This is a genomic window from Pantoea sp. NSTU24, assembly GCF_050157905.1.
Lineage (GTDB): Bacteria > Pseudomonadota > Gammaproteobacteria > Enterobacterales > Enterobacteriaceae > Pantoea.
The window spans coordinates 1,305,135-1,322,406 of the sequence record NZ_JBKIWZ010000001.1; the positions used below are offsets into that span (position 1 = coordinate 1,305,135).

General features: G+C 57.4%; 19 protein-coding genes. 11 read left to right on the forward strand and 8 right to left on the reverse strand.

Annotated elements, in window-relative coordinates:
• Positions 1-353: 353 nt before the first annotated feature.
• Positions 354-1,100 (forward strand): bifunctional NADP-dependent 3-hydroxy acid dehydrogenase/3-hydroxypropionate dehydrogenase YdfG, encoded by a 747-nt coding sequence (ydfG, locus tag ACLHDD_RS06380; protein WP_427103413.1) that lies wholly within the window; start codon positions 354-356, stop codon positions 1,098-1,100.
• Positions 1,101-1,128: 28 nt separating this feature from the next.
• On the opposite strand, the gene ACLHDD_RS06385 is transcribed toward ydfG, so the two are convergent.
• A complete protein-coding gene (locus tag ACLHDD_RS06385; RefSeq protein ID WP_427103414.1) occupies positions 1,129-1,458 on the reverse strand; it encodes a YnfA family protein in 330 nt (109 codons plus the stop codon).
• A 251-nt stretch (positions 1,459-1,709) separates the two neighbouring features.
• Here ACLHDD_RS06385 and ACLHDD_RS06390 point away from each other — a divergent pair, with 251 nt between their 5' ends.
• Together ACLHDD_RS06390 and ACLHDD_RS06395 are read left to right on the forward strand one after the other, a co-directional pair.
• Positions 1,710-2,033 (forward strand): DUF1283 family protein, encoded by a 324-nt coding sequence (locus ACLHDD_RS06390; protein WP_427103415.1) that lies wholly within the window; start codon positions 1,710-1,712, stop codon positions 2,031-2,033.
• 45 nt (positions 2,034-2,078) lie between these two features.
• Positions 2,079-2,375 carry a DUF1161 domain-containing protein gene (locus ACLHDD_RS06395; RefSeq protein WP_427103416.1) on the forward strand — a complete coding sequence of 99 codons (297 nt, stop codon included), beginning with the start codon at positions 2,079-2,081 and terminating at the stop codon, positions 2,373-2,375.
• Between the two features lie 38 nt (positions 2,376-2,413).
• Here ACLHDD_RS06395 and ACLHDD_RS06400 read toward each other — a convergent pair whose 3' ends face one another.
• Positions 2,414-3,880 (reverse strand): MDR family MFS transporter, encoded by a 1,467-nt coding sequence (locus ACLHDD_RS06400; RefSeq protein ID WP_427103417.1) that lies wholly within the window; start codon positions 3,878-3,880, stop codon positions 2,414-2,416.
• A 391-nt stretch (positions 3,881-4,271) separates the two neighbouring features.
• Between ACLHDD_RS06400 and ACLHDD_RS06405 the strand changes: the two genes are divergently transcribed.
• The 4 genes from ACLHDD_RS06405 to osmV are packed head-to-tail and all read left to right on the forward strand — an operon-like array spanning position 4,272 to position 7,710.
• A complete protein-coding gene (locus ACLHDD_RS06405) occupies positions 4,272-4,988 on the forward strand; it encodes an ABC transporter permease (RefSeq protein WP_427103418.1) in 717 nt (238 codons plus the stop codon).
• Between the two features lie 17 nt (positions 4,989-5,005).
• On the forward strand, positions 5,006-5,917 hold the full coding sequence (locus ACLHDD_RS06410; RefSeq protein ID WP_427103419.1) for a glycine betaine ABC transporter substrate-binding protein: 912 nt from the start codon (positions 5,006-5,008) through the stop codon (positions 5,915-5,917).
• Between the two features lie 9 nt (positions 5,918-5,926).
• A complete protein-coding gene (osmW, locus tag ACLHDD_RS06415; protein ID WP_427103420.1) occupies positions 5,927-6,574 on the forward strand; it encodes an osmoprotectant ABC transporter permease OsmW in 648 nt (215 codons plus the stop codon).
• Entirely contained in the window at positions 6,574-7,710 is a 1,137-nt protein-coding gene (gene osmV / locus ACLHDD_RS06420; RefSeq protein ID WP_427103421.1) for an osmoprotectant ABC transporter ATP-binding protein OsmV, read from the forward strand. Before osmW ends, osmV begins: the two co-directional genes overlap by 1 nt.
• A 161-nt stretch (positions 7,711-7,871) precedes the next feature.
• Here osmV and ACLHDD_RS06425 read toward each other — a convergent pair whose 3' ends face one another.
• The 4 genes from ACLHDD_RS06425 to ACLHDD_RS06440 all read right to left on the reverse strand — a co-directional run bounded on the left by ACLHDD_RS06425 (position 7,872) and on the right by ACLHDD_RS06440 (position 12,482).
• Positions 7,872-9,248: a nucleobase:cation symporter-2 family protein gene (locus tag ACLHDD_RS06425; protein ID WP_427103422.1), complete on the reverse strand. Its 1,377-nt coding sequence runs from the start codon at positions 9,246-9,248 to the stop codon at positions 7,872-7,874.
• 180 nt (positions 9,249-9,428) lie between these two features.
• Positions 9,429-10,127, reverse strand: coding sequence for a dethiobiotin synthase (gene bioD, locus ACLHDD_RS06430; RefSeq protein WP_427103423.1), 699 nt, complete (start codon positions 10,125-10,127; stop codon positions 9,429-9,431).
• Positions 10,128-10,240: 113 nt separating this feature from the next.
• Positions 10,241-11,458 (reverse strand): sugar metabolism global transcriptional regulator Mlc, encoded by a 1,218-nt coding sequence (gene mlc / locus ACLHDD_RS06435; RefSeq protein ID WP_427103424.1) that lies wholly within the window; start codon positions 11,456-11,458, stop codon positions 10,241-10,243.
• Between the two features lie 130 nt (positions 11,459-11,588).
• Complete coding sequence (locus ACLHDD_RS06440; protein ID WP_427103425.1) at positions 11,589-12,482, reverse strand: LysR family transcriptional regulator; 894 nt, start codon at positions 12,480-12,482, stop codon at positions 11,589-11,591.
• Between the two features lie 94 nt (positions 12,483-12,576).
• Here ACLHDD_RS06440 and ACLHDD_RS06445 point away from each other — a divergent pair, with 94 nt between their 5' ends.
• From ACLHDD_RS06445 to ACLHDD_RS06455, 3 genes are all read left to right on the forward strand, one after another.
• On the forward strand, positions 12,577-13,827 hold the full coding sequence (locus ACLHDD_RS06445) for an MFS transporter (protein ID WP_427103426.1): 1,251 nt from the start codon (positions 12,577-12,579) through the stop codon (positions 13,825-13,827).
• Positions 13,828-13,985: 158 nt separating this feature from the next.
• Entirely contained in the window at positions 13,986-14,246 is a 261-nt protein-coding gene (locus ACLHDD_RS06450; protein ID WP_427103427.1) for a hypothetical protein, read from the forward strand.
• A 208-nt stretch (positions 14,247-14,454) separates the two neighbouring features.
• Positions 14,455-15,639 (forward strand): sugar transporter, encoded by a 1,185-nt coding sequence (locus ACLHDD_RS06455; protein WP_427103428.1) that lies wholly within the window; start codon positions 14,455-14,457, stop codon positions 15,637-15,639.
• 77 nt (positions 15,640-15,716) lie between these two features.
• Here ACLHDD_RS06455 and bhsA (ACLHDD_RS06460) read toward each other — a convergent pair whose 3' ends face one another.
• Positions 15,717-15,974, reverse strand: coding sequence for a multiple stress resistance protein BhsA (bhsA, locus tag ACLHDD_RS06460; protein ID WP_427103429.1), 258 nt, complete (start codon positions 15,972-15,974; stop codon positions 15,717-15,719).
• A 50-nt stretch (positions 15,975-16,024) separates the two neighbouring features.
• Positions 16,025-16,282: a multiple stress resistance protein BhsA gene (gene bhsA, locus ACLHDD_RS06465; RefSeq protein WP_427103430.1), complete on the reverse strand. Its 258-nt coding sequence runs from the start codon at positions 16,280-16,282 to the stop codon at positions 16,025-16,027.
• 308 nt (positions 16,283-16,590) lie between these two features.
• Between bhsA (ACLHDD_RS06465) and ACLHDD_RS06470 the strand changes: the two genes are divergently transcribed.
• Entirely contained in the window at positions 16,591-17,241 is a 651-nt protein-coding gene (locus ACLHDD_RS06470) for a TetR/AcrR family transcriptional regulator (RefSeq protein WP_427103431.1), read from the forward strand.
• Positions 17,242-17,272: the final 31 nt, after the last annotated feature.

The following is a 17,272-nucleotide window of genomic DNA, read 5'->3' on the forward strand; positions in this document are numbered from 1 at the left end:
CTGTTAATCATTGCAACCTGCGTGCCAGTTCTGAATATAAATAAAATCCTTAATAATCAGCTAAATGCAATGAAATTCCGGCGTTGCGCAACAAAAACCACCGGATGCAGCTAAGCAACCGTTTGCGAAACGGATGCAAACGGTTGCGATTCGGTTTTATTTGAACAGCACGATTTAAGTATGGCTAATCAATAGATAACCTGCCCCTTAACGGTGCAGCCTGCCCTGAAAAAGCGCAGCCAGATGCCCGATGAAAACCGTTTACAGGCCTGACTGCTTTTCTGCGCGCAGAAGCGGAAATGAAATGCTATGGTGAAGCCATCGATTGTGAAAATGGCATAAGGAACAGTGAGATGATTATTTTTGTCACCGGTGCAACTGCCGGTTTTGGTCAAAGCATCACCCGCCGCTTTATCGAAAATGGTCATAAAGTGATTGCCACCGGACGCCGTGCTGAACGTCTCAAAGCACTGAAAGAAGAACTGGGTGACAACCTCTATACGGTGCAGCTTGATGTACGCAACCGCGCCGCGATCGAAGAGGCGGTGAGTCAGCTTCCTGCCGACTGGCGCAATATCGACGTGCTGGTCAATAATGCGGGTCTGGCGCTGGGCATTGAGCCTGCACACAAGGCCAGTGTTGAAGACTGGGAAAACATGATCGACACCAACACCAAAGGGCTGGTTTATATGACCCGCGCCCTGCTGCCGCAGATGGTGGAGCGGAATGTGGGTCATATCATTAATATCGGTTCGATTGCCGGTAGCTGGCCGTATGCCGGTGGCAACGTGTATGGTGCGACGAAAGCCTTTGTACGCCAGTTCAGCCTGAACCTGCGCACCGACCTGCACGGCACCGCGCTGCGTGTAACCGACATTGAACCAGGCCTGGTCGGCGGTACCGAGTTCTCTAACGTACGTTTTAAGGGCGACGATGACAAAGCGGATCAGGTCTATGAAGGTGCCACCGCCCTGACGCCGGAAGATGTGACGGAGGCCGTCTGGTGGGTGGCGACGCTGCCAAAGCACGTCAACATCAACACCCTGGAGATGATGCCGGTCAGTCAGACCCTGGCAGGCCTGAAAGTCCACAAACCATAAGCTTCAGCAACGCCAGCACCGGCTGGCGTTATCCTCGTCCCCATCCCAGCACAATAATCAGCATCCCGCTGAACGCAATTACTGCCCCGCTCCAGTCCCACGCGCTTAACTTCACGCCGTCTACAACCCGCAGCCAGAGCAGCGCCGTCAGAACATAGACACCACCGTAAGCGGCATATACCCGGCCACTCGCTGCCGGATGCAGGGTCAGCAGCCAGACAAACAGCGCCAGGCTGGCGACCGCAGGCAGTAACAGCCAGGCAGAGCCCTCTTTTTTCAGCCACAGCCACGGCAGAAAACAGCCGGTAATTTCCGCCAGCGCGGTGATGAAAAACAGTAAGGCAGTCTTAATCAGCACTGGCACCTCTCCCGAACGTAAACAAATGACTCGCCGCTGGTGAGCAAAGAAACGGCGATGATATACTAAAAGCCTCTGCCATCGGGCTGAATTGTTGCTGAGCGGGCAGATGCAGACGGCCTCCGCGCGCATCGCGCGCACTGTACGGGTTCAGCATCACTGTTGATCACTCTGAGGCGCCAGGTTCCAGGCATGCCCGCTGCTACCGCCGTCACAGAGCGTAATATTTGCGTTAACTAAAGGATAATGTAATGAAAAAAATGATCCCTGCCGTGCTGATGGTGCTGCTTTCCACCGCGACCCTGACGGCGACAGCCACTACCAATCGTCTGATCATTGAAGATGGCAGCTCTGCGCTGAGCAATGAAGCGGCGCGTCAGGACAAAGAGCAATGGAATGACACGCGGATGCTGCGCAACAAGGTGAACAACCGTGTCGAAAAAGAGTTCGACAAAGCCGACCGGGCGTTTGATACCCGTGACAAGTGCGAGCAGAGCCTCAATCTTAACGCGTACTGGGAACCCAACACCCTGCGCTGTCTGGATCGCCGCTCAGGCCGCCCGGTCACACCCTGAATTTGCGCTATAGTAATGACGGACGACTAACATAAGGAAGACGTAATGAAACTACAGAGAGTGTTGTTCACTGCGGCGTTGTGTACCCTGCCGCTGATGGCGCAGGCATCCTGTGAGTCAGTAAAAGCCGATATCAGCCAGAAAATTATTCAGAACGGCGTACCCGAATCGGGTTTCAGTCTCGACATCGTTGCTAATGATCAGGTTGATCAGGCGGGCGGTCAGGTCGTCGGGCATTGTGATAACGACACACAAAAGATCGTTTACAAACGCTCAGGTAGCGACAGCGAGGCCAGTGTACCCGCCAGTGCCGGCAGTTCACAGGACGCCCCCGCCCAGTAGTCCGTCTCAGATCAGGGCGGCCTCTGCCGCCCTGCCTGCTAGTCCGGATGTCCCGGCCGCTGACGCGGCATCATCCACGCCACCCCTGGCGCCAGCAGCGCCGTCACCAGCGCCACCACAAAGACCCAGTGCAGGGATGCGGCAATCGCTGTCACCATCTGTTGCAGTATCTCCGGCGATAACTGCTGACGGCTCTGGGCGGACATAATCTGCTGTACCGGATCCTGAATCCCGGGCAGACGCCACTGAAGATTCAGATTCAGCACCGCCCCCATAATAGCCGTCCCCACCGCTGAGCCGATCATCCGGCTGAACATAATTGAGGCGGTACAGATGCCGCGAATCTGATAATCCGCCTGATTCTGTACCGACACCAGAAAGGTCGTGCTGGTCATGCCCATACCGGTACCAATCAGGAAAGCGGTAAAGCCCGCCTGAAACAAGGAGCTTGCAGGCTGCAAAAGCAATAGCAGGGCGCTGCCGGTCACCAGTAGCAGTACGCCCAGCTGGGCGGTGAAGCGATAGGAGGTGTGCAGCATCAGTCTGCCGCTGAGTGTACTGGCCAGCGGCCAGCCAATCGACATCATCGCCAGCACACTGCCTGCCTGCAGCGGTGAACCGCCGCGAATGCCCTGAATCCAGGTGGGCAGAAAGGCGCTGATGCCCATCATGGCCGCGCCGATGATCAGGTTGCCCGCATTTCCGGCCAGAATCAGTCGGCTGCGCCAGATGACCAGCGGAAACAGCGGTGCCGCGGCACGCTGCTCATGTCGTTTGAGCTGCCAGCCCGCCAGTAGCGATACAAACAAAAACGGTACCAGCCAGAAACCCAGCTGTTCCGCCTGCAGCAGCGCAATCAGCAAGGCGGTTACGCAAAGCATCAGCCAGCCGCTGCCTGCCACGTTCAGCGGCTGTGCCTTCTCTTCCTCGGGAGGCGACGGCAGCCAGCGCGCCAGCATCAGCATACTGATGAGGCCTATCGGCAGATTAACCCAGAAAATCACCGGCCAGCTGAAGTGCTGCACCAGCCAGGCTCCGGTCAGCGGCCCGACGATAGCCGCTACCCCCCAGACGCTGGACAGCCAGCCCTGAACGCTGGCGCGTTCGCGCGGCGAGTAGATATCGGCCACGATGGTGGAGCTGAGCGGCATGATGGCCCCTGCGCCCAGCCCCTGAAACGCCCGGAACAGGATGAGCCAGAACATGCTGTGTGCAAACCCGCACAGTACCGACCCCAGCAGGAAGATCGTGGTGCCGACAAAAAACATCGTCTTACGGCCCACTCTGTCCGCCAGTCGGCCATAGAGCGGCACGCTGACTGCCTGAGTCAGCAGATAGATAGAGAACACCCAGCCAAACTGCGAAAACCCACCCAGGTCGGCGATAATGGTAGGCATGGCGGTGGCGACGATGGTGACTTCGATGGCCGCCATAAACATCGCCAGCATGCAGGCGATTAGAATCCAGTGGCGGTGTCCGGTCTGAAGTTGTGCGCTGTCAGTCATAAGGTTCCTTTTTTAACAGCAAGGCTAGCCGAAAAGCGGCCTGATGAGTTTCCCGCCAGTGCGCATTTTCTGCACTCTTTGTGACGGTGTCACCAAAAGTCGATGAAATTTTTTTATTGTCGCATCAGCCCAGCCGCTACGTGGCTTTAACACCATTTTAACCGGTTTTTAGCCTGCTGATGAAAGCCTGAAAAGCTGGCCTGTCAGACAAAGGGCTGCTATAGCAATAAAGCAACTTATTCAGCACCTGCTGAAAAAGCGTGGATAAACAGGCATTTCATCCGCATTTTATCGCAGTTTCGGTTTTGGGCGCGGTAGCCGTTTTTGCCGCATCTGTCGGACTGTTTATGGCCGTTATAACAAATGAGATTGTTATCAGGGAGAATCTTCTATGCAAAATGCTTCACTGGCGAAACGCGCCGGTCTGGCGCTGCTTGCAGTGGTCGCAGTAATCGCCGTTCTGATCGGCGGCCTCGGCTGGGATCAGCTAGTGGCCCGCAAAGTCGATTTGCTTTACCTGGGACAACAACACCTCTTCCTGGTGTTCTGGTCCATGCTGTTCGCGCTGCTGGTCGGTATTCCCAGCGGCATCCTGCTCAGCCGCCCTTTTGCCCGCCGCTGGGCCGAAACTGTCATGCAGATTTTCAACATCGGTAATACCCTGCCGCCGCTGGCGGTGCTGGCGCTGGCAATGGTTATCATCGGGATCGGCGATCGTCCGGCTCTGATTGCGCTGTTCCTGGCCTCGCTGCTGCCGATCGTCCGCAACACCTTCTCAGGTCTGAGCGCGGTGCCGCCGTCGCTGCTCGAAGCCGCAAACGGTATCGGCATGACCAAATGGCAGCGTCTGCGTCAGGTCGAACTGCCAAATGCCCTGCCGGTAATCCTCTCCGGCGTGCGTATCGCCACTGCCATCAACGTCGGCACCGCGCCGCTGGCCTTCCTGATCGGTGCCAGCAGTTTTGGTGAGCTGATCTTCCCGGGCATCTACCTTAACGACTTCCCGACGCTGATTCTGGGCGCCGTCGCGACGGCCCTGGTGGCGCTGGTTCTGGATATGTTGCTGGCCGCGCTGGGCCGCTTTCTGAGTCCGCACGCCGCGGCCTGACCATAAGGAATTTTGCAATGCTAACGCGCTGGATAAAGAAAAGCGCTGTCGCGCTGACGGCAACCCTGCTGATAAGCCAGACGGCACAGGCCGCAGCACCGCTGGTGATGGCCACCAAGAGTTTTACCGAGCAGCATATCCTTTCCGCCATGACCGTGCTCTGGCTGCAGAAGAAAGGTTTTGCGGTGGTGCCAAAACGCAATATCGCTACAACGATTGGCCGTAATGCGATGCTGAATAAGCAGATCGATATGGTCTGGGAATATACCGGCACTTCACTGATCATCTTTAACCACATCAGCCAGCCGATGTCCTCAGAGCAAGCGTATGAAACGGTGAAGAAGCTGGATGGAAAACTGGGGCTGATCTGGCTGAACCCGGCGCCGATGAACAACACCTATGCGTTTGCCATGACCCGGAAAGCGGCGGAAAAAGAGGGAATCAGCACCATGTCACAACTGGTGGCGAAGATTGAGCAGATCCGCAAAACCGACCCGGACAAAAACTGGCGGCTGGGTCTCGACCTGGAGTTTGCAGGTCGCTCTGATGGCATGAAGCCGTTACAGAAGACTTACAATCTGGCGCTGGATCGCCCGCAAATCCGCCAGATGGACCCCGGTCTGGTCTATAACGCCATCCGCGACGGCTTCGTAAACGCCGGTCTGATTTACACCACCGATGGCCGGGTTAAGGGCTTCGATCTGAAAGTGCTGGAAGATGATAAGCACTTCTTTCCCAGCTACAACGTGACGCCAGTGGTGCGCCAGGATGTGCTGGCGAGCCACCCGGGGCTCGATACCGCGCTTAACCAGCTCTCTGCACAGATCACCGATGAGGCGATCACGGAACTGAATAAGCGGGTCGATATCGATCATCAGTCACCGGAAAAGGTGGCGCGTGATTTTCTTCAATCCAGAAACATGCTGTAAGGAGGCATTGTGGATACCCTTCACTACATCATGGATAACTGGAACACCCTGCTGACCCTGAGCTGGCAGCACAGCTGGCTGGTTCTGGTGGCTGTTGGCCTGGCGATCGTCATCGGCGTACCGCTGGGCATTCTGATTGTCCGCGTCAGATGGCTGGCGACGCCGATTCTGGGTATCGCCACCGTGGTACTGACCATTCCGACCATTGCACTATTTGGACTGATGATCCCGCTGTTTTCGCTGATCGGTCAGGGAATCGGTGCGCTACCGGCGATTACTGCCGTGTTCCTCTACTCGCTGCTGCCTATCGTGCGCAACACGCATACGGCACTGGAAAATCTGCCGGATGGCCTGCGTGAAGCGGGTCGCGGTATCGGCATGACCTTCTGGCAGCGTCTGCGCTGGGTAGAGATTCCCATGGCGCTGCCGGTGATTTTCGGTGGTATTCGTACCGCCGTAGTGATGAACGTTGGCGTGATGGCGATCGCGGCGGTGATTGGCGCAGGCGGTCTTGGCCAGTTACTGCTGGATGGCATCAGCGGCAGTGATATTCGTATGCTGATTGCCGGGGCACTGATGATTTGTCTGCTGGCTATATTTCTTGACTGGCTGCTGCACCGTCTGCAGCAGGCGCTGACTCCAAAGGGGATTCGATAATGATAACGCTGGAAAACCTGACGAAAACCTTTACCCAGAAAAACGGCACTATCAATAAAGCCGTCGATAACGTCAGTCTCCATGTGCCAGCCGGGGAAATGTGCGTGCTGCTGGGCCCGTCCGGCTGCGGTAAAACCACCACGCTGAAGATGATAAACCGTCTGATCCCCGCCACCAGTGGCCGGATACTCATCAACGGTGAAGACACCAGTACTCAGGACACCACCACCCTGCGTCGCAACATCGGCTATGTGATCCAGCAGATTGGTCTGTTTCCCAACATGACCATTGAGGAGAACATCACCGTGGTGCCGCGCATGCTCGGCTGGAACAAAAAGCAGTGTCACGAGCGAGCCACCGAGCTGATGAGCATGGTCGCACTTGACCCTAAAAAGTTTCTGCATCGTTATCCGCGTGAGATGTCCGGTGGTCAGCAGCAGCGTATCGGCGTGATTCGTGCACTGGCGGCGGATCCACCGGTGCTGCTGATGGATGAGCCCTTTGGCGCGGTTGACCCGATTAACCGTGAAGTGATCCAGAATGAGTTCCTGGACATGCAGCGCCAGCTGAAGAAAACCGTCATGCTGGTGAGCCACGATATCGACGAGGCGCTGAAACTGGGCGACCGCATCGCGGTATTTGGTCAGGGCAAAATCGTGCAGTGCGCCAGCCCGGATGAGCTGCTGGCGACCCCGGCCAATGAGTTTGTCGGCTCCTTCGTCGGCCAGGACCGCACGCTGAAGCGTCTGTTACTGGTGCAGGCGGGCGACGTGACCGACCAGCAGCCGACCATCACCGTGCGTCGCTCTACACCACTGGAAGAAGCCTTTGGCACCATGGACGAGAATGATATGCGCTCGATTACCGTGGTGGACGAGGATGGCAAACCGCTGGGCTTTGTAAAACGTCGTGAGGCGCGAAACGTCAGCGGCCGCTGCGAAGAGAAGCTGCACACCTTCAGAGTCACCGGCAAAGCGGAAGAGAACCTGCGCGTTGTGCTCTCTAAACTCTATGAGCACAACACCGTCTGGATGCCGATCGTCGACGAAGAGGGACGTTACAGCGGGGAGATTTCGCAGGATTACATCGCGGACTACCTCAGTTCGGGTCGTACCCGTCGTCGTCTCAATCCGTAATTCCCTTCTGTCCATGATACAAAAAGGGCCATGCTGGCCCTTTTTTTCTACGCCATCCCTGGCCCACCAAGGGTTTTCGACCGACACAGGCCTCCTTCGCGTTAATTTCTGCGTCAGTTGTCAAACCGATGTTTCTGCTTCAGTTCTGTGGCGCGTCAGGCTCAGCTCTCGGTCAGCGTCTCCGCCTCGACTGCGTCTGCCGCCTGCCCTTCGTCAGGCAGCACCAGATTCAGCACGATCGCCAGAAGGCCGCCGGTCGTTACCGCATGACCAAACAGGCTGTTAATCAGCGGCGGGAACTGCTTCAGCACCTCCGGCACCGCTTCCACGCCCAGACCAATGCCAAACGAAATAGCCACTATCAGCATTTCGCGACGGCCCAGCGGCGTCTGGGTCATAACCCGGATACCGGCGGCCACGACGCTGCCAAACATCACGATAGTCGCCCCACCCAGCACCGGTGGCGGAATCTGCTGCAGCAGCGAGCCTATCCAGGGAAAGAGCCCCAGCAGCGCCAGCATGATGCCCAGCAGCATACCAACATAACGACTGGCGACACCGGTCATCTGGATAACACCATTGTTCTGGGCAAAGGTCGTGTTAGGAAAGGCGGAGAACATCGCCGCCAGCACGCAGCTCAGGCCGTCGGCGACGATGCCGCCCTGCAATCGCTGCTGAAACGGCTTGCCGGTAATCGGCTGTTGCGAGATCAGGCAGTTGGCGGTGAGGTCGCCCACGGCCTCGATCACGGCAATAACGGCGACCAGGGCTATCGGCAGGAAAATCGTCCAGTCAAAGGCAAAACCAAACCGGAACAGGGTCGGCAGCACGATCCAGTGCGCTGGCGCCGTCATTTTCAGCGGCAGATGCCCGGTTAACGCCGCCGCCACGCATCCCGCTGCGATACCAGCCACCACCGCCACCAGTCGCGCCCAGCGGTTACGCGCACGGTTCAGCGCCACGATTACCAGCAGCGTCAGGGCTCCCAGTGCCAGATTGCCGGGCGATCCAAAATCGGCGGCGTTGTGCCCGCCTGCCCAGTCAGTAATGCTGACCTTGATCAGGCTGATGCCAATCAGGGTGATCACCGTACCGGTGACAACCGGCGTCAGCACTTTACGCAGCGAGCCGACGCAGCGACTGATCAGAATCGGGATTAGCGCCGCCACCAGATTGCAGCCAAACAGCATCGCCATGATCTCTTCCGGTGAACCGCCACGGCCTTTCACCATCAGCCCGCCCGACAGAATGACCCCGAGAAAGGCGAAACTGGTGCCCTGCAGACAGATCATCCCGGCGCCCACGCCACCAATACGTCTGGACTGCAGGAAGGTGCCCAGGCCGGAAACGAACAGCGACATGCTGATCAGATAGGGAATATAAGTCTGTAATCCCAGTACCGAGCCGATAATCAGGGGCGGCGTGATAATTCCGACCACGCTGGCCAGCAGATGTTGCAAAGCGGCGATAAATGCGGGAACGGGGCCAATGCGGGCATCCAGCCCGTATAACAAACCTTGATCCTGTGCGTGCGACATAATGGTGCTCCACCTCTGGATGATAAGCGGAGGTAATGCATTTTCTGCGCCATAAGGTAATCTTTGTACGCAATTCAAATCAGGCCATTGAATTACCAACAGAATTAGCTGAGAAGTGTCAGCAGCAAGCCTGAAACTTTAGGCTCACCACTGAACCCTATGAAGAGATTTGTTTCATAATCAGGCGATTTTTGCACTCGCAGCGTGCAGATCGCGCTGCTCCAGCAGAGAAATATCAAGATAAGAGGCCAGATCGCGCTGTTCAGCGCGTGGCAGATAAGGCAGTTCGCCCAGCAGCGGCGCGGCGATTTTTTCCCGCAATACCGCAATAATGTCGCTGTAGTGCGCCAGGCCCGGATTAATGCGGTTTGCGACCCAGCCCACCAGGGGCAGCCCATCCTGAGCTATCGCCTCTGCCGTTAACAGGGCGTGACTGATACAGCCCGACTGAATGCCAACCACCATCACCACAGGCAGTTGCTGCGCCACCACCCAGCCTGAAAGCGGCTGGCCGTCATTCATCAGGCAGCGCCAGCCGCCGGTGCCTTCTATCACCACCCGATCGGCCTGCTGCGACAGGCTGAATAAGCCCCGGGTAAGCAGACCATAATCAATGTGCTGGCCAGGATGGGTGCAGATCTCCTCCTCCTGAAAAACCAGCGGATTAATGGCCTGATAGGGTAAATCGATGGATGAGGCACTCTGCAGTACCTGTGCATCGTTATTACGCAGGCCATCAGCAGTGCTGACCGCATTTCGTGCGACAGGCTTGTAACCCACGGCGCTCAGCCTGTGGCGAATAAAACTCTGTAACAGGGCCCGCGACACTACCGTTTTACCTGTTGCGGTGTCGGTGCCGGTAATAAACAGTCTGTTCACGCACGTTCTCCTCTCGAACCGTTAGGGTTAATCGGTGATCAACCTTGCTGCGAACCGGCATTGTAAAGAACGGAGAAGAAGAACAGATTGCGTTAGCGCAAGATTAAGCCTGCTTAACCTTGCAACAGCTTCACTAACAAATGGCCATTGTAAAGTGCATCTTTGATCAGCGCCGCTGCGCCCAGCGTGCCTGGCTCGCTGAATTCAGTAGGTGCCAGCTGAATAGTCGCGCTGTAAGCAGGAAGTGACTGCTGCAAAATGGTATTACTCACTGCCGGAAACAGCACATCGGCTGCGGCATTGAGAGGAGAACCGATAAGAATATGTTGTGGATTGAAGATATTGACCATCATCGCCAGAATCCGGCCAACGTGATGCCCTACGCTCGCGATGGTGTCACGCGCCAGCCTGTCGCCCGACTGGGCGGCTGCACACAGTGACTGAAGCGTCAGCGGCTGCGCATGGAGCAGGCTGTCGGGCTGCGCAGGCAGACGCTGTGCCGCCAGCGTCAGCAGGCTGCCGGTACTGGCCACGGTTTCCAGGCAACCATGATTGCCGCAGTAGCACTGCTGACCATAAGGATCTATCTGCGTGTGCCCAATCTCGACCAGCGCCCTGCCGCTCTTGTGCAGTAGCTGACCGCCGCTGATCACGCCCGCCCCCACGGTTTCATCAATCACGATCTGAATGACATCCTGCGCGCCGCGTGATGCGCCAAATAGCGATTCCGCCAGCGTCCAGGCTGAAATGTCGTGCTGTACAAACACCGGCAGACCCGTGCGCGACGCCAGTGCATCGCCCAGCGGCATATCGCGCACCTGATAACCCGGCAGCCGATGCACCACGCCGGATGCGGCGTTGATCAGTCCGGGCAGCGTGATAGCGATAGCCGTCAGACGCTCCAGCTTCCTCTGGTGGCGGATAAAAAAGGCATCGACCTGTTCAATCAGCGCGTTCAGCAGCGGCTGCGCGGTCTCATCCGGCAGCGGCAGGCTCTCTTCTGCCAGCGCGCGGCTGCTGAGGTCGCGCAGCGTAAAGGTCATGGCACCGCGATGCAGGCGGATCGCCAGGTAGTGCCAGGCATCGGTGTCCAGTATCAGGCCTATCGCCGGGCGACCACGGCTGCCGGGCTCCTGAAATTCGGTTTCCTGCACCAGGTGAGCGTCCAGCATTTCCCGGACAATTTTGGTAATGCTGGCCGGGGCGAGCTGGGCACGACGGGAGAGTTCGATACGCGAAATGGGACCATGACGGTCAATTAATCGATATACGACGCCTGCATTGGTCTGCTTGATCTGGTCAATGTGGCCAGGTTGACTGTCCGGATTCACAACCCTGCTCCCGGTTATTTTCGCGCTTCTAAATAAACATGCGCCATGGTGATGCAGATCAGGCGACAGCGTCAAATATTTGATTAGAAATGTGATTTATCGCACAGATTGACAGGACCTGGCGGCAGCGTCACCGCCGGTTTGTCTGCAACAGCGTCATCATGTTTTCCATCTGCGCACGCTTTTCCCGGGTGGCTGACCAGACCAGCCACAGTTCAGAAATGGCATCTTCTTCCGTTAAAGGCAGCCAGACAAGATCGCTCAGTCGCGCCCGGTGAAAGGAGGCGGGCAGAATAGAGACGCCCAGACCGGTCGCCACCAGCCCCAAGATGGTCATCGCCTCACCTACTTCCTGAGTGATATAGGGTTTGATGTGATAACGGTGAAGCAGTGCCAGAATATCGCTGTAGAGGGCGGTGCCCCCCTGCGGATCGAAAAAAACAAAGGGTTCAGTTGCCAGCGCGGACACCGAAATGCTTTTTGCGCCAGCCAGCGGGTGTGCCTTGTGCACTACGGCAAACAGCGGCTCACTCAGCAGTAACTGATGCTGGAGTCCGGCAGGCAGTGAGGTATTGCGCATCACGCCCAGGTCGAGCCGTCCATCGAGTAGCGGCGCCAGCTGCTGGCGGGTGTTGATCTCCTGCATCTGAATATGCACCTGCGGCCAGCGCTGCCGGAAACGGTAAAGAGCATCAGAAACCACCGCGGTAAAGGGCGCGGAGGAGGTAAAGCCAATACGCAACTCTCCCTCTTCCCCCCGATGCAGGCGGGCGGCGCGTTCGGCAGCCTGCTCAACCTGCAACAGAATCGTCCGGGCATCACTCAGCAGCTGCGCACCTGCCGCCGTGAGCTGCACGCTGCGGTTGGTGCGATGAAAAAGTTTTGCCCCGGTTTCCGCTTCCAGCTGGATGATTTGCTGACTGAGCGGCGGCTGGGAGATATTGAGCCGCTGTGCCGCCCGCCCGAAATGAAGCTCTTCTGCCACCGCCACAAAGTAGCGCAAATGTCGCAGCTCAATATTCATAGCTTAAACGTCTTATTTGAGATTATTAATATATTAGACATCATAATTGCGCTTTCCTAAGCTGACCACAGGTATTCTGACTAAGGAAAACGGCGTGAGTCGCTCAATACAGGCCACCGTGGATGAAAATGCGGCGCCAGATGCGCCAGCATCCGCTGTGGCTTCAGGTTATATCCGCCGGGGGACGCCGCAGTTTATGCGCGTGACGCTGGCACTGTTCTCTGCCGGGCTGGCCACCTTTGCCCTGCTCTATTGTGTTCAGCCGATCCTGCCTGTTCTCTCCAGGCAGTTCGGCGTGTCGCCCGCGGCCAGCAGCCTGTCGCTCTCTATCTCTACGGGTCTGATGGCTCTGGGGTTGCTGATTACCGGGCCGCTCTCGGATGCGATTGGACGTAAATCGGTGATGGTCACCGCCCTGATGCTGGCGGCGCTCTGTACCCTGCTCTCGGCCATGATGACCAGCTGGCATGGCATCCTGCTGATGCGGGCGCTGATGGGGTTGTCGCTCAGTGGCGTGGCGGCTGTCGGGATGACCTATCTGAGCGAAGAGATGGATGTACGGGTTGTCGCCTTTTCGATGGGGCTCTATATCAGCGGTAACTCAATTGGCGGAATGAGCGGACGTCTGCTGAGCGGGGTGCTGACCGACCTGTTCACCTGGCGGATTGCTGTGGCAGTCATCGGCTGCTTCTCGCTAACGTCGGCGCTGATGTTCTGGAAGATCCTGCCTGCCTCGCGCCATTTCCGTCCCATTCCACTGCGCCCGCGTAACCTGATGATTAACTTCCGGCTGCACTGGCGCGATCCGGGTCTGCCGTGGCTGTTTGCCGAAGGATTTCTGCTGATGGGCGCCTTCGTCACGCTGTTTAACTATATCGGCTACCGTCTGCTGGATGCGCCCTGGCACCTCAGTCAGGCGGTGGTAGGGCTGTTGTCGGTGGTTTACCTGACCGGATCATGGAGTTCGCCCAAGGCAGGTGCGCTGACCAGCCGTCTGGGGCGCGGGCCGGTGATGCTGGGTGCCACCGCGATGATGCTGCTGGGCCTGCTGATGACCGCCTTTAACGCGCTCTGGCTGATTCTGCCCGGCATGATGCTATTCACTGCGGGCTTTTTTGCCGCGCATGCCGTAGCCAGCGGCTGGATTGGCCCGCGCGCGCGCCGGGCGCGGGGGCAGGCTTCGTCGCTCTATCTGTTCAGCTACTACGCAGGTTCCAGCGTGGCGGGCACCCTGGGCGGCTTCTTCTGGCATGACTACGGCTGGAACGGTATTACGCTCTTTATCAGTAGCCTGCTGATTCTGGCGCTGCTGGTTGCCTGGCGGCTGCATAGCAAAAAACTCTGACGAGTCCCGCCTGATCCGGCTTCGCGCCGGGTCTGGCGCGGCCTGCTTCTGACCTTATCCCGCCAATCAGCTCACCACAACGCCTGCGTTTCCCGCTATAATCGTTTGTATTGAAATAATTCGTCTGCTTTGCCTTTTCACGGCAACAAGGAACGCCTGTGGCCCTCTACTATTACGTCAATAAACAATCGGGATATAACGATAATCATGTGGTACATGCGGCAGGCTGCCCCTGGCTGCCTGACATGGATAACAGATTGTTTCTGGGCAGTTTTTACCACGTGAACGCCGCTATCCTGCAGGCTAAAAAATATTATGCGGGTGCCATTGGCTGTGAGAACTGCTGCCCGGTTAGCCACCCTGACGAGCTGGACGGTCAGCAAAGCGTGGCCCTGAAGCACACGCCCTTCTCACGCTAGTCAGACAGGCGGCCCGCGACGGCTATATCGCACCCGGCCGCCATCCCTTCCGCTGAAACGGATTCGAAAATTTCCGCACGAAAAACGCGTTATCAGGTTTCTCTTCCCGTGTTATTCACTACAATGTTCAGTAATTTGTGACGCAGGTCACTTTCATGGGATGGTCTGCTCCATCCTGACCCGCTGTACTGACTGATTTGACACCTCAATGCAACCAACAACTGTTTCACGTAAAACGGCCTGGCTTCGCGTCGTCCTGCTGGCCATCGCCGCCTTTGTTTTTAATACCACCGAATTTGTTCCGGTTGGCCTGTTGTCCGATATCGCGGCGGACTTCTCCATGCAGACGGCGGATGTCGGGATTATGCTGACCATCTACGCCTGGGTCGTGGCTCTGCTCTCCCTGCCGCTGATGCTGCTGACCCGCAACGTCGAGCGACGGCTGCTGCTGGGCGTGCTTTTCGCCGTCTTTGTGATCAGCCATGCGCTCTCAACCGTCGCGTGGGATTTCTGGTCGCTGATGGTATCCCGGGTTGGCATCGCCCTGTCGCACGCCGTGTTCTGGTCGATCACCGCCTCGCTGGCGATCAGGGTGGCACCGGCCGGTAAAAAGACCCAGGCGCTCAGCATGCTGGCGACCGGTACGGCCCTGGCGATGGTGCTGGGTGTGCCGATTGGCCGTGTGGTGGGGCAGTATCTGGGCTGGCGCACCACCTTTGGCGCGATTGGTCTGTCGGCGCTGGTGCTGATGATTATGCTGGTGCGGATCCTGCCACGCCTGCCCAGCGAACACACCGGTTCTCTCAGCAGCGTGCCGATGCTGTTTCGGCGTCCGGCGCTGGTCAGCATGTATCTGCTGGTGACGCTGGTGGTAACCGCGCACTACACCGCCTACAGCTATATCGAACCCTTTATGCAGAACGTGGCGCAATCCAGCGGCAATTTCACCACCCTGCTGCTGCTGCTGTTTGGCTCTGCGGGCATTGTCGGCAGCATTCTGTTCAGCACGCTGGGCAATAAATTTCCCTCAGCACTGCTGATTGCCGCGATTGCACTGATTACCCTCTGCATGGGACTGCTGATTTTTGCGGCCATCCGCCCTGCTGCCATCTCTACGCTCTGCATTGTCTGGGGAATGGCGATGATGATGATCGGTCTGGCGATGCAGGTGCGGGTTCTGTCGCTGGCACCGGATGCCACAGATGTGGCGATGTCGCTGATGTCCGGCATCTATAACATCGGTATCGGCGCGGGCGCGCTGCTGGGGAATCAGGTGAGTCTGCATCTGGGCATGGCAGAAGTCGGCAACGTCGGCGGGATGATCGGTCTGATCGCCCTGCTCTGGTGTGTCTATATCTTCCGCCGTTATCCGCAGCTGCGCAGTAACGGCTAGACGCCCGCTGCGCGCATAAAAAAGGCTTCAGATACGCAGGTTATCTGAAGCCTGTTCGCCATACTTCGTGACGGGCATTACTTATAAAGAATGGCGGTGCCATGCAGGTTGTTGTTGCCAGAGGTCGAAGTGATGCGGAAAGACTTTGCGCCGGCATCGCTGGCCTTTTCTGACAGCTGCTGCTCCAGCGACGTCAGGCTGGTGCTGCCTGTTGCGCTGATTACGCCTGTTTTCTGCTGGTCCAGCGGAGTCGTACTGACCTGCTGTGCCGCGACGCTGGCAAATGAAAAGCTGCTCAGCAGCGCCGCCGCCATCATCATCGTGACTCTTTTCATCTTATCTGCCTCCGGGTTCCAACGCACTTCTCTTAGCTGAAACATTTCCGTTACTGGTAGATCACCGCGGTGCCGTGCAGCTTGTTCTGGCCGCTGGTTGAGGTGATGCGGAACGATTTCGCACCGGCTTCATCCGCTTTCGCATTCAGCTGCGCTTCAACCGAGGTCAGATTGCTGCCGCCCTGAACGGCGATAGTGCCGACAGGCTGCTGATTCGCCGGTTCGCTTGTCACGAGGTCAGCGGCTGAAGCGCCAAATGTCAGGGTAGTCAGTGCCAGTGCTGCCAGCGTGGTTTTGATTGTGTTCATAATAATCTCTCTATTCAGTAATGAAGTTCAGTGGGTCTGAAACGGGGTGTCGTTATTTAATTAACGACCGTTAAACAAATGATAGATCCCGGAGGTGGCCGTCGTCAATATTTATTTAATGAGCGTTATTTTAATCGCGAAGTGGCGTGATTATGGGCTTCAGCCCACTTTCTGACTTAACATCCGGGGCGAAAATGGGAGGCGAACGCACAAAATGGCAACCGGCGCTGCGGCGGATGCCTGCGGGCCTTGCACATTTTTATAATGATCGGTAATTTAATACTCTGTTTCATAGCAAGTGAGGATGTATGCATCAGGTTCAGGATTGCGATGTAAAGAAATGCCGTGGCCGGCCCAAAGTGTTTGACCGCGATGCCGCTCTCGATAAAGCACTGACCCTGTTCTGGACGCACGGCTATGAAGGTACCTCTCTGGCTGACCTGGTCGCGGCGACCGGCGCGAAAGCGCCTACGCTCTACGCCGAGTTTGTGAATAAAGAGGGCCTGTTTCGTGCGGCGATGGAACGCTACATCGAGAGGTTCAGCGCGGAGCGAGATGCAGCGTTAGCCGACGATCGGCTGGCCGTGGATCGGGCTATCGACGCCTATTTCCGCGCTACCGCCGCCTGTTTTACCGAGCGCGACTCTCCCGGCGGCTGCTTCTTTATTTGTACCTCCTCTGCGCTGTCGGCAGCATCTACCGAGATCGCCGCCATGCTGCAACAGCAGCATCAGCTGCAGGAGCATGTGCTGAGAGATTTCCTGCTGGCGCGTCAGCAGCGCGGTGAACTGGGCGAGGCGGTTAACATTCCGGCGCTCTCCCGCTATCTGGGCTGTATGCTGCAGGGAATGTCGGTGCGGGCGCGCGAGGGCGCGGATCGTGACGATCTGGAGAGTATTATCGATACGCTGATGGCGATGTGGCCGATCCTGACCGGGCTTTGTCGCGCCAGGCGCTAGGGTATAAGGTATCAGGGCGGCGTGGCCGCCC

Coding starts and splice junctions, on each gene's coding strand:
- ACLHDD_RS06470 (WP_427103431.1), top strand. CDS start 16,591: ATGCATCAGGTTCAGGATTGCGATGTAAAGAAATGCCGTGGCCGGCCC.
- ACLHDD_RS06395 (WP_427103416.1), top strand. CDS start 2,079: ATGAAACTACAGAGAGTGTTGTTCACTGCGGCGTTGTGTACCCTGCCG.
- bhsA (WP_427103430.1), bottom strand. CDS start 16,282: ATGAACACAATCAAAACCACGCTGGCAGCACTGGCACTGACTACCCTG.
- ACLHDD_RS06405 (WP_427103418.1), top strand. CDS start 4,272: ATGCAAAATGCTTCACTGGCGAAACGCGCCGGTCTGGCGCTGCTTGCA.
- ACLHDD_RS06390 (WP_427103415.1), top strand. CDS start 1,710: ATGAAAAAAATGATCCCTGCCGTGCTGATGGTGCTGCTTTCCACCGCG.
- ACLHDD_RS06455 (WP_427103428.1), top strand. CDS start 14,455: ATGCAACCAACAACTGTTTCACGTAAAACGGCCTGGCTTCGCGTCGTC.
- bhsA (WP_427103429.1), bottom strand. CDS start 15,974: ATGAAAAGAGTCACGATGATGATGGCGGCGGCGCTGCTGAGCAGCTTT.
- ACLHDD_RS06410 (WP_427103419.1), top strand. CDS start 5,006: ATGCTAACGCGCTGGATAAAGAAAAGCGCTGTCGCGCTGACGGCAACC.
- ACLHDD_RS06440 (WP_427103425.1), bottom strand. CDS start 12,482: ATGAATATTGAGCTGCGACATTTGCGCTACTTTGTGGCGGTGGCAGAA.
- ydfG (WP_427103413.1), top strand. CDS start 354: ATGATTATTTTTGTCACCGGTGCAACTGCCGGTTTTGGTCAAAGCATC.
- osmV (WP_427103421.1), top strand. CDS start 6,574: ATGATAACGCTGGAAAACCTGACGAAAACCTTTACCCAGAAAAACGGC.
- ACLHDD_RS06425 (WP_427103422.1), bottom strand. CDS start 9,248: ATGTCGCACGCACAGGATCAAGGTTTGTTATACGGGCTGGATGCCCGC.
- ACLHDD_RS06400 (WP_427103417.1), bottom strand. CDS start 3,880: ATGACTGACAGCGCACAACTTCAGACCGGACACCGCCACTGGATTCTA.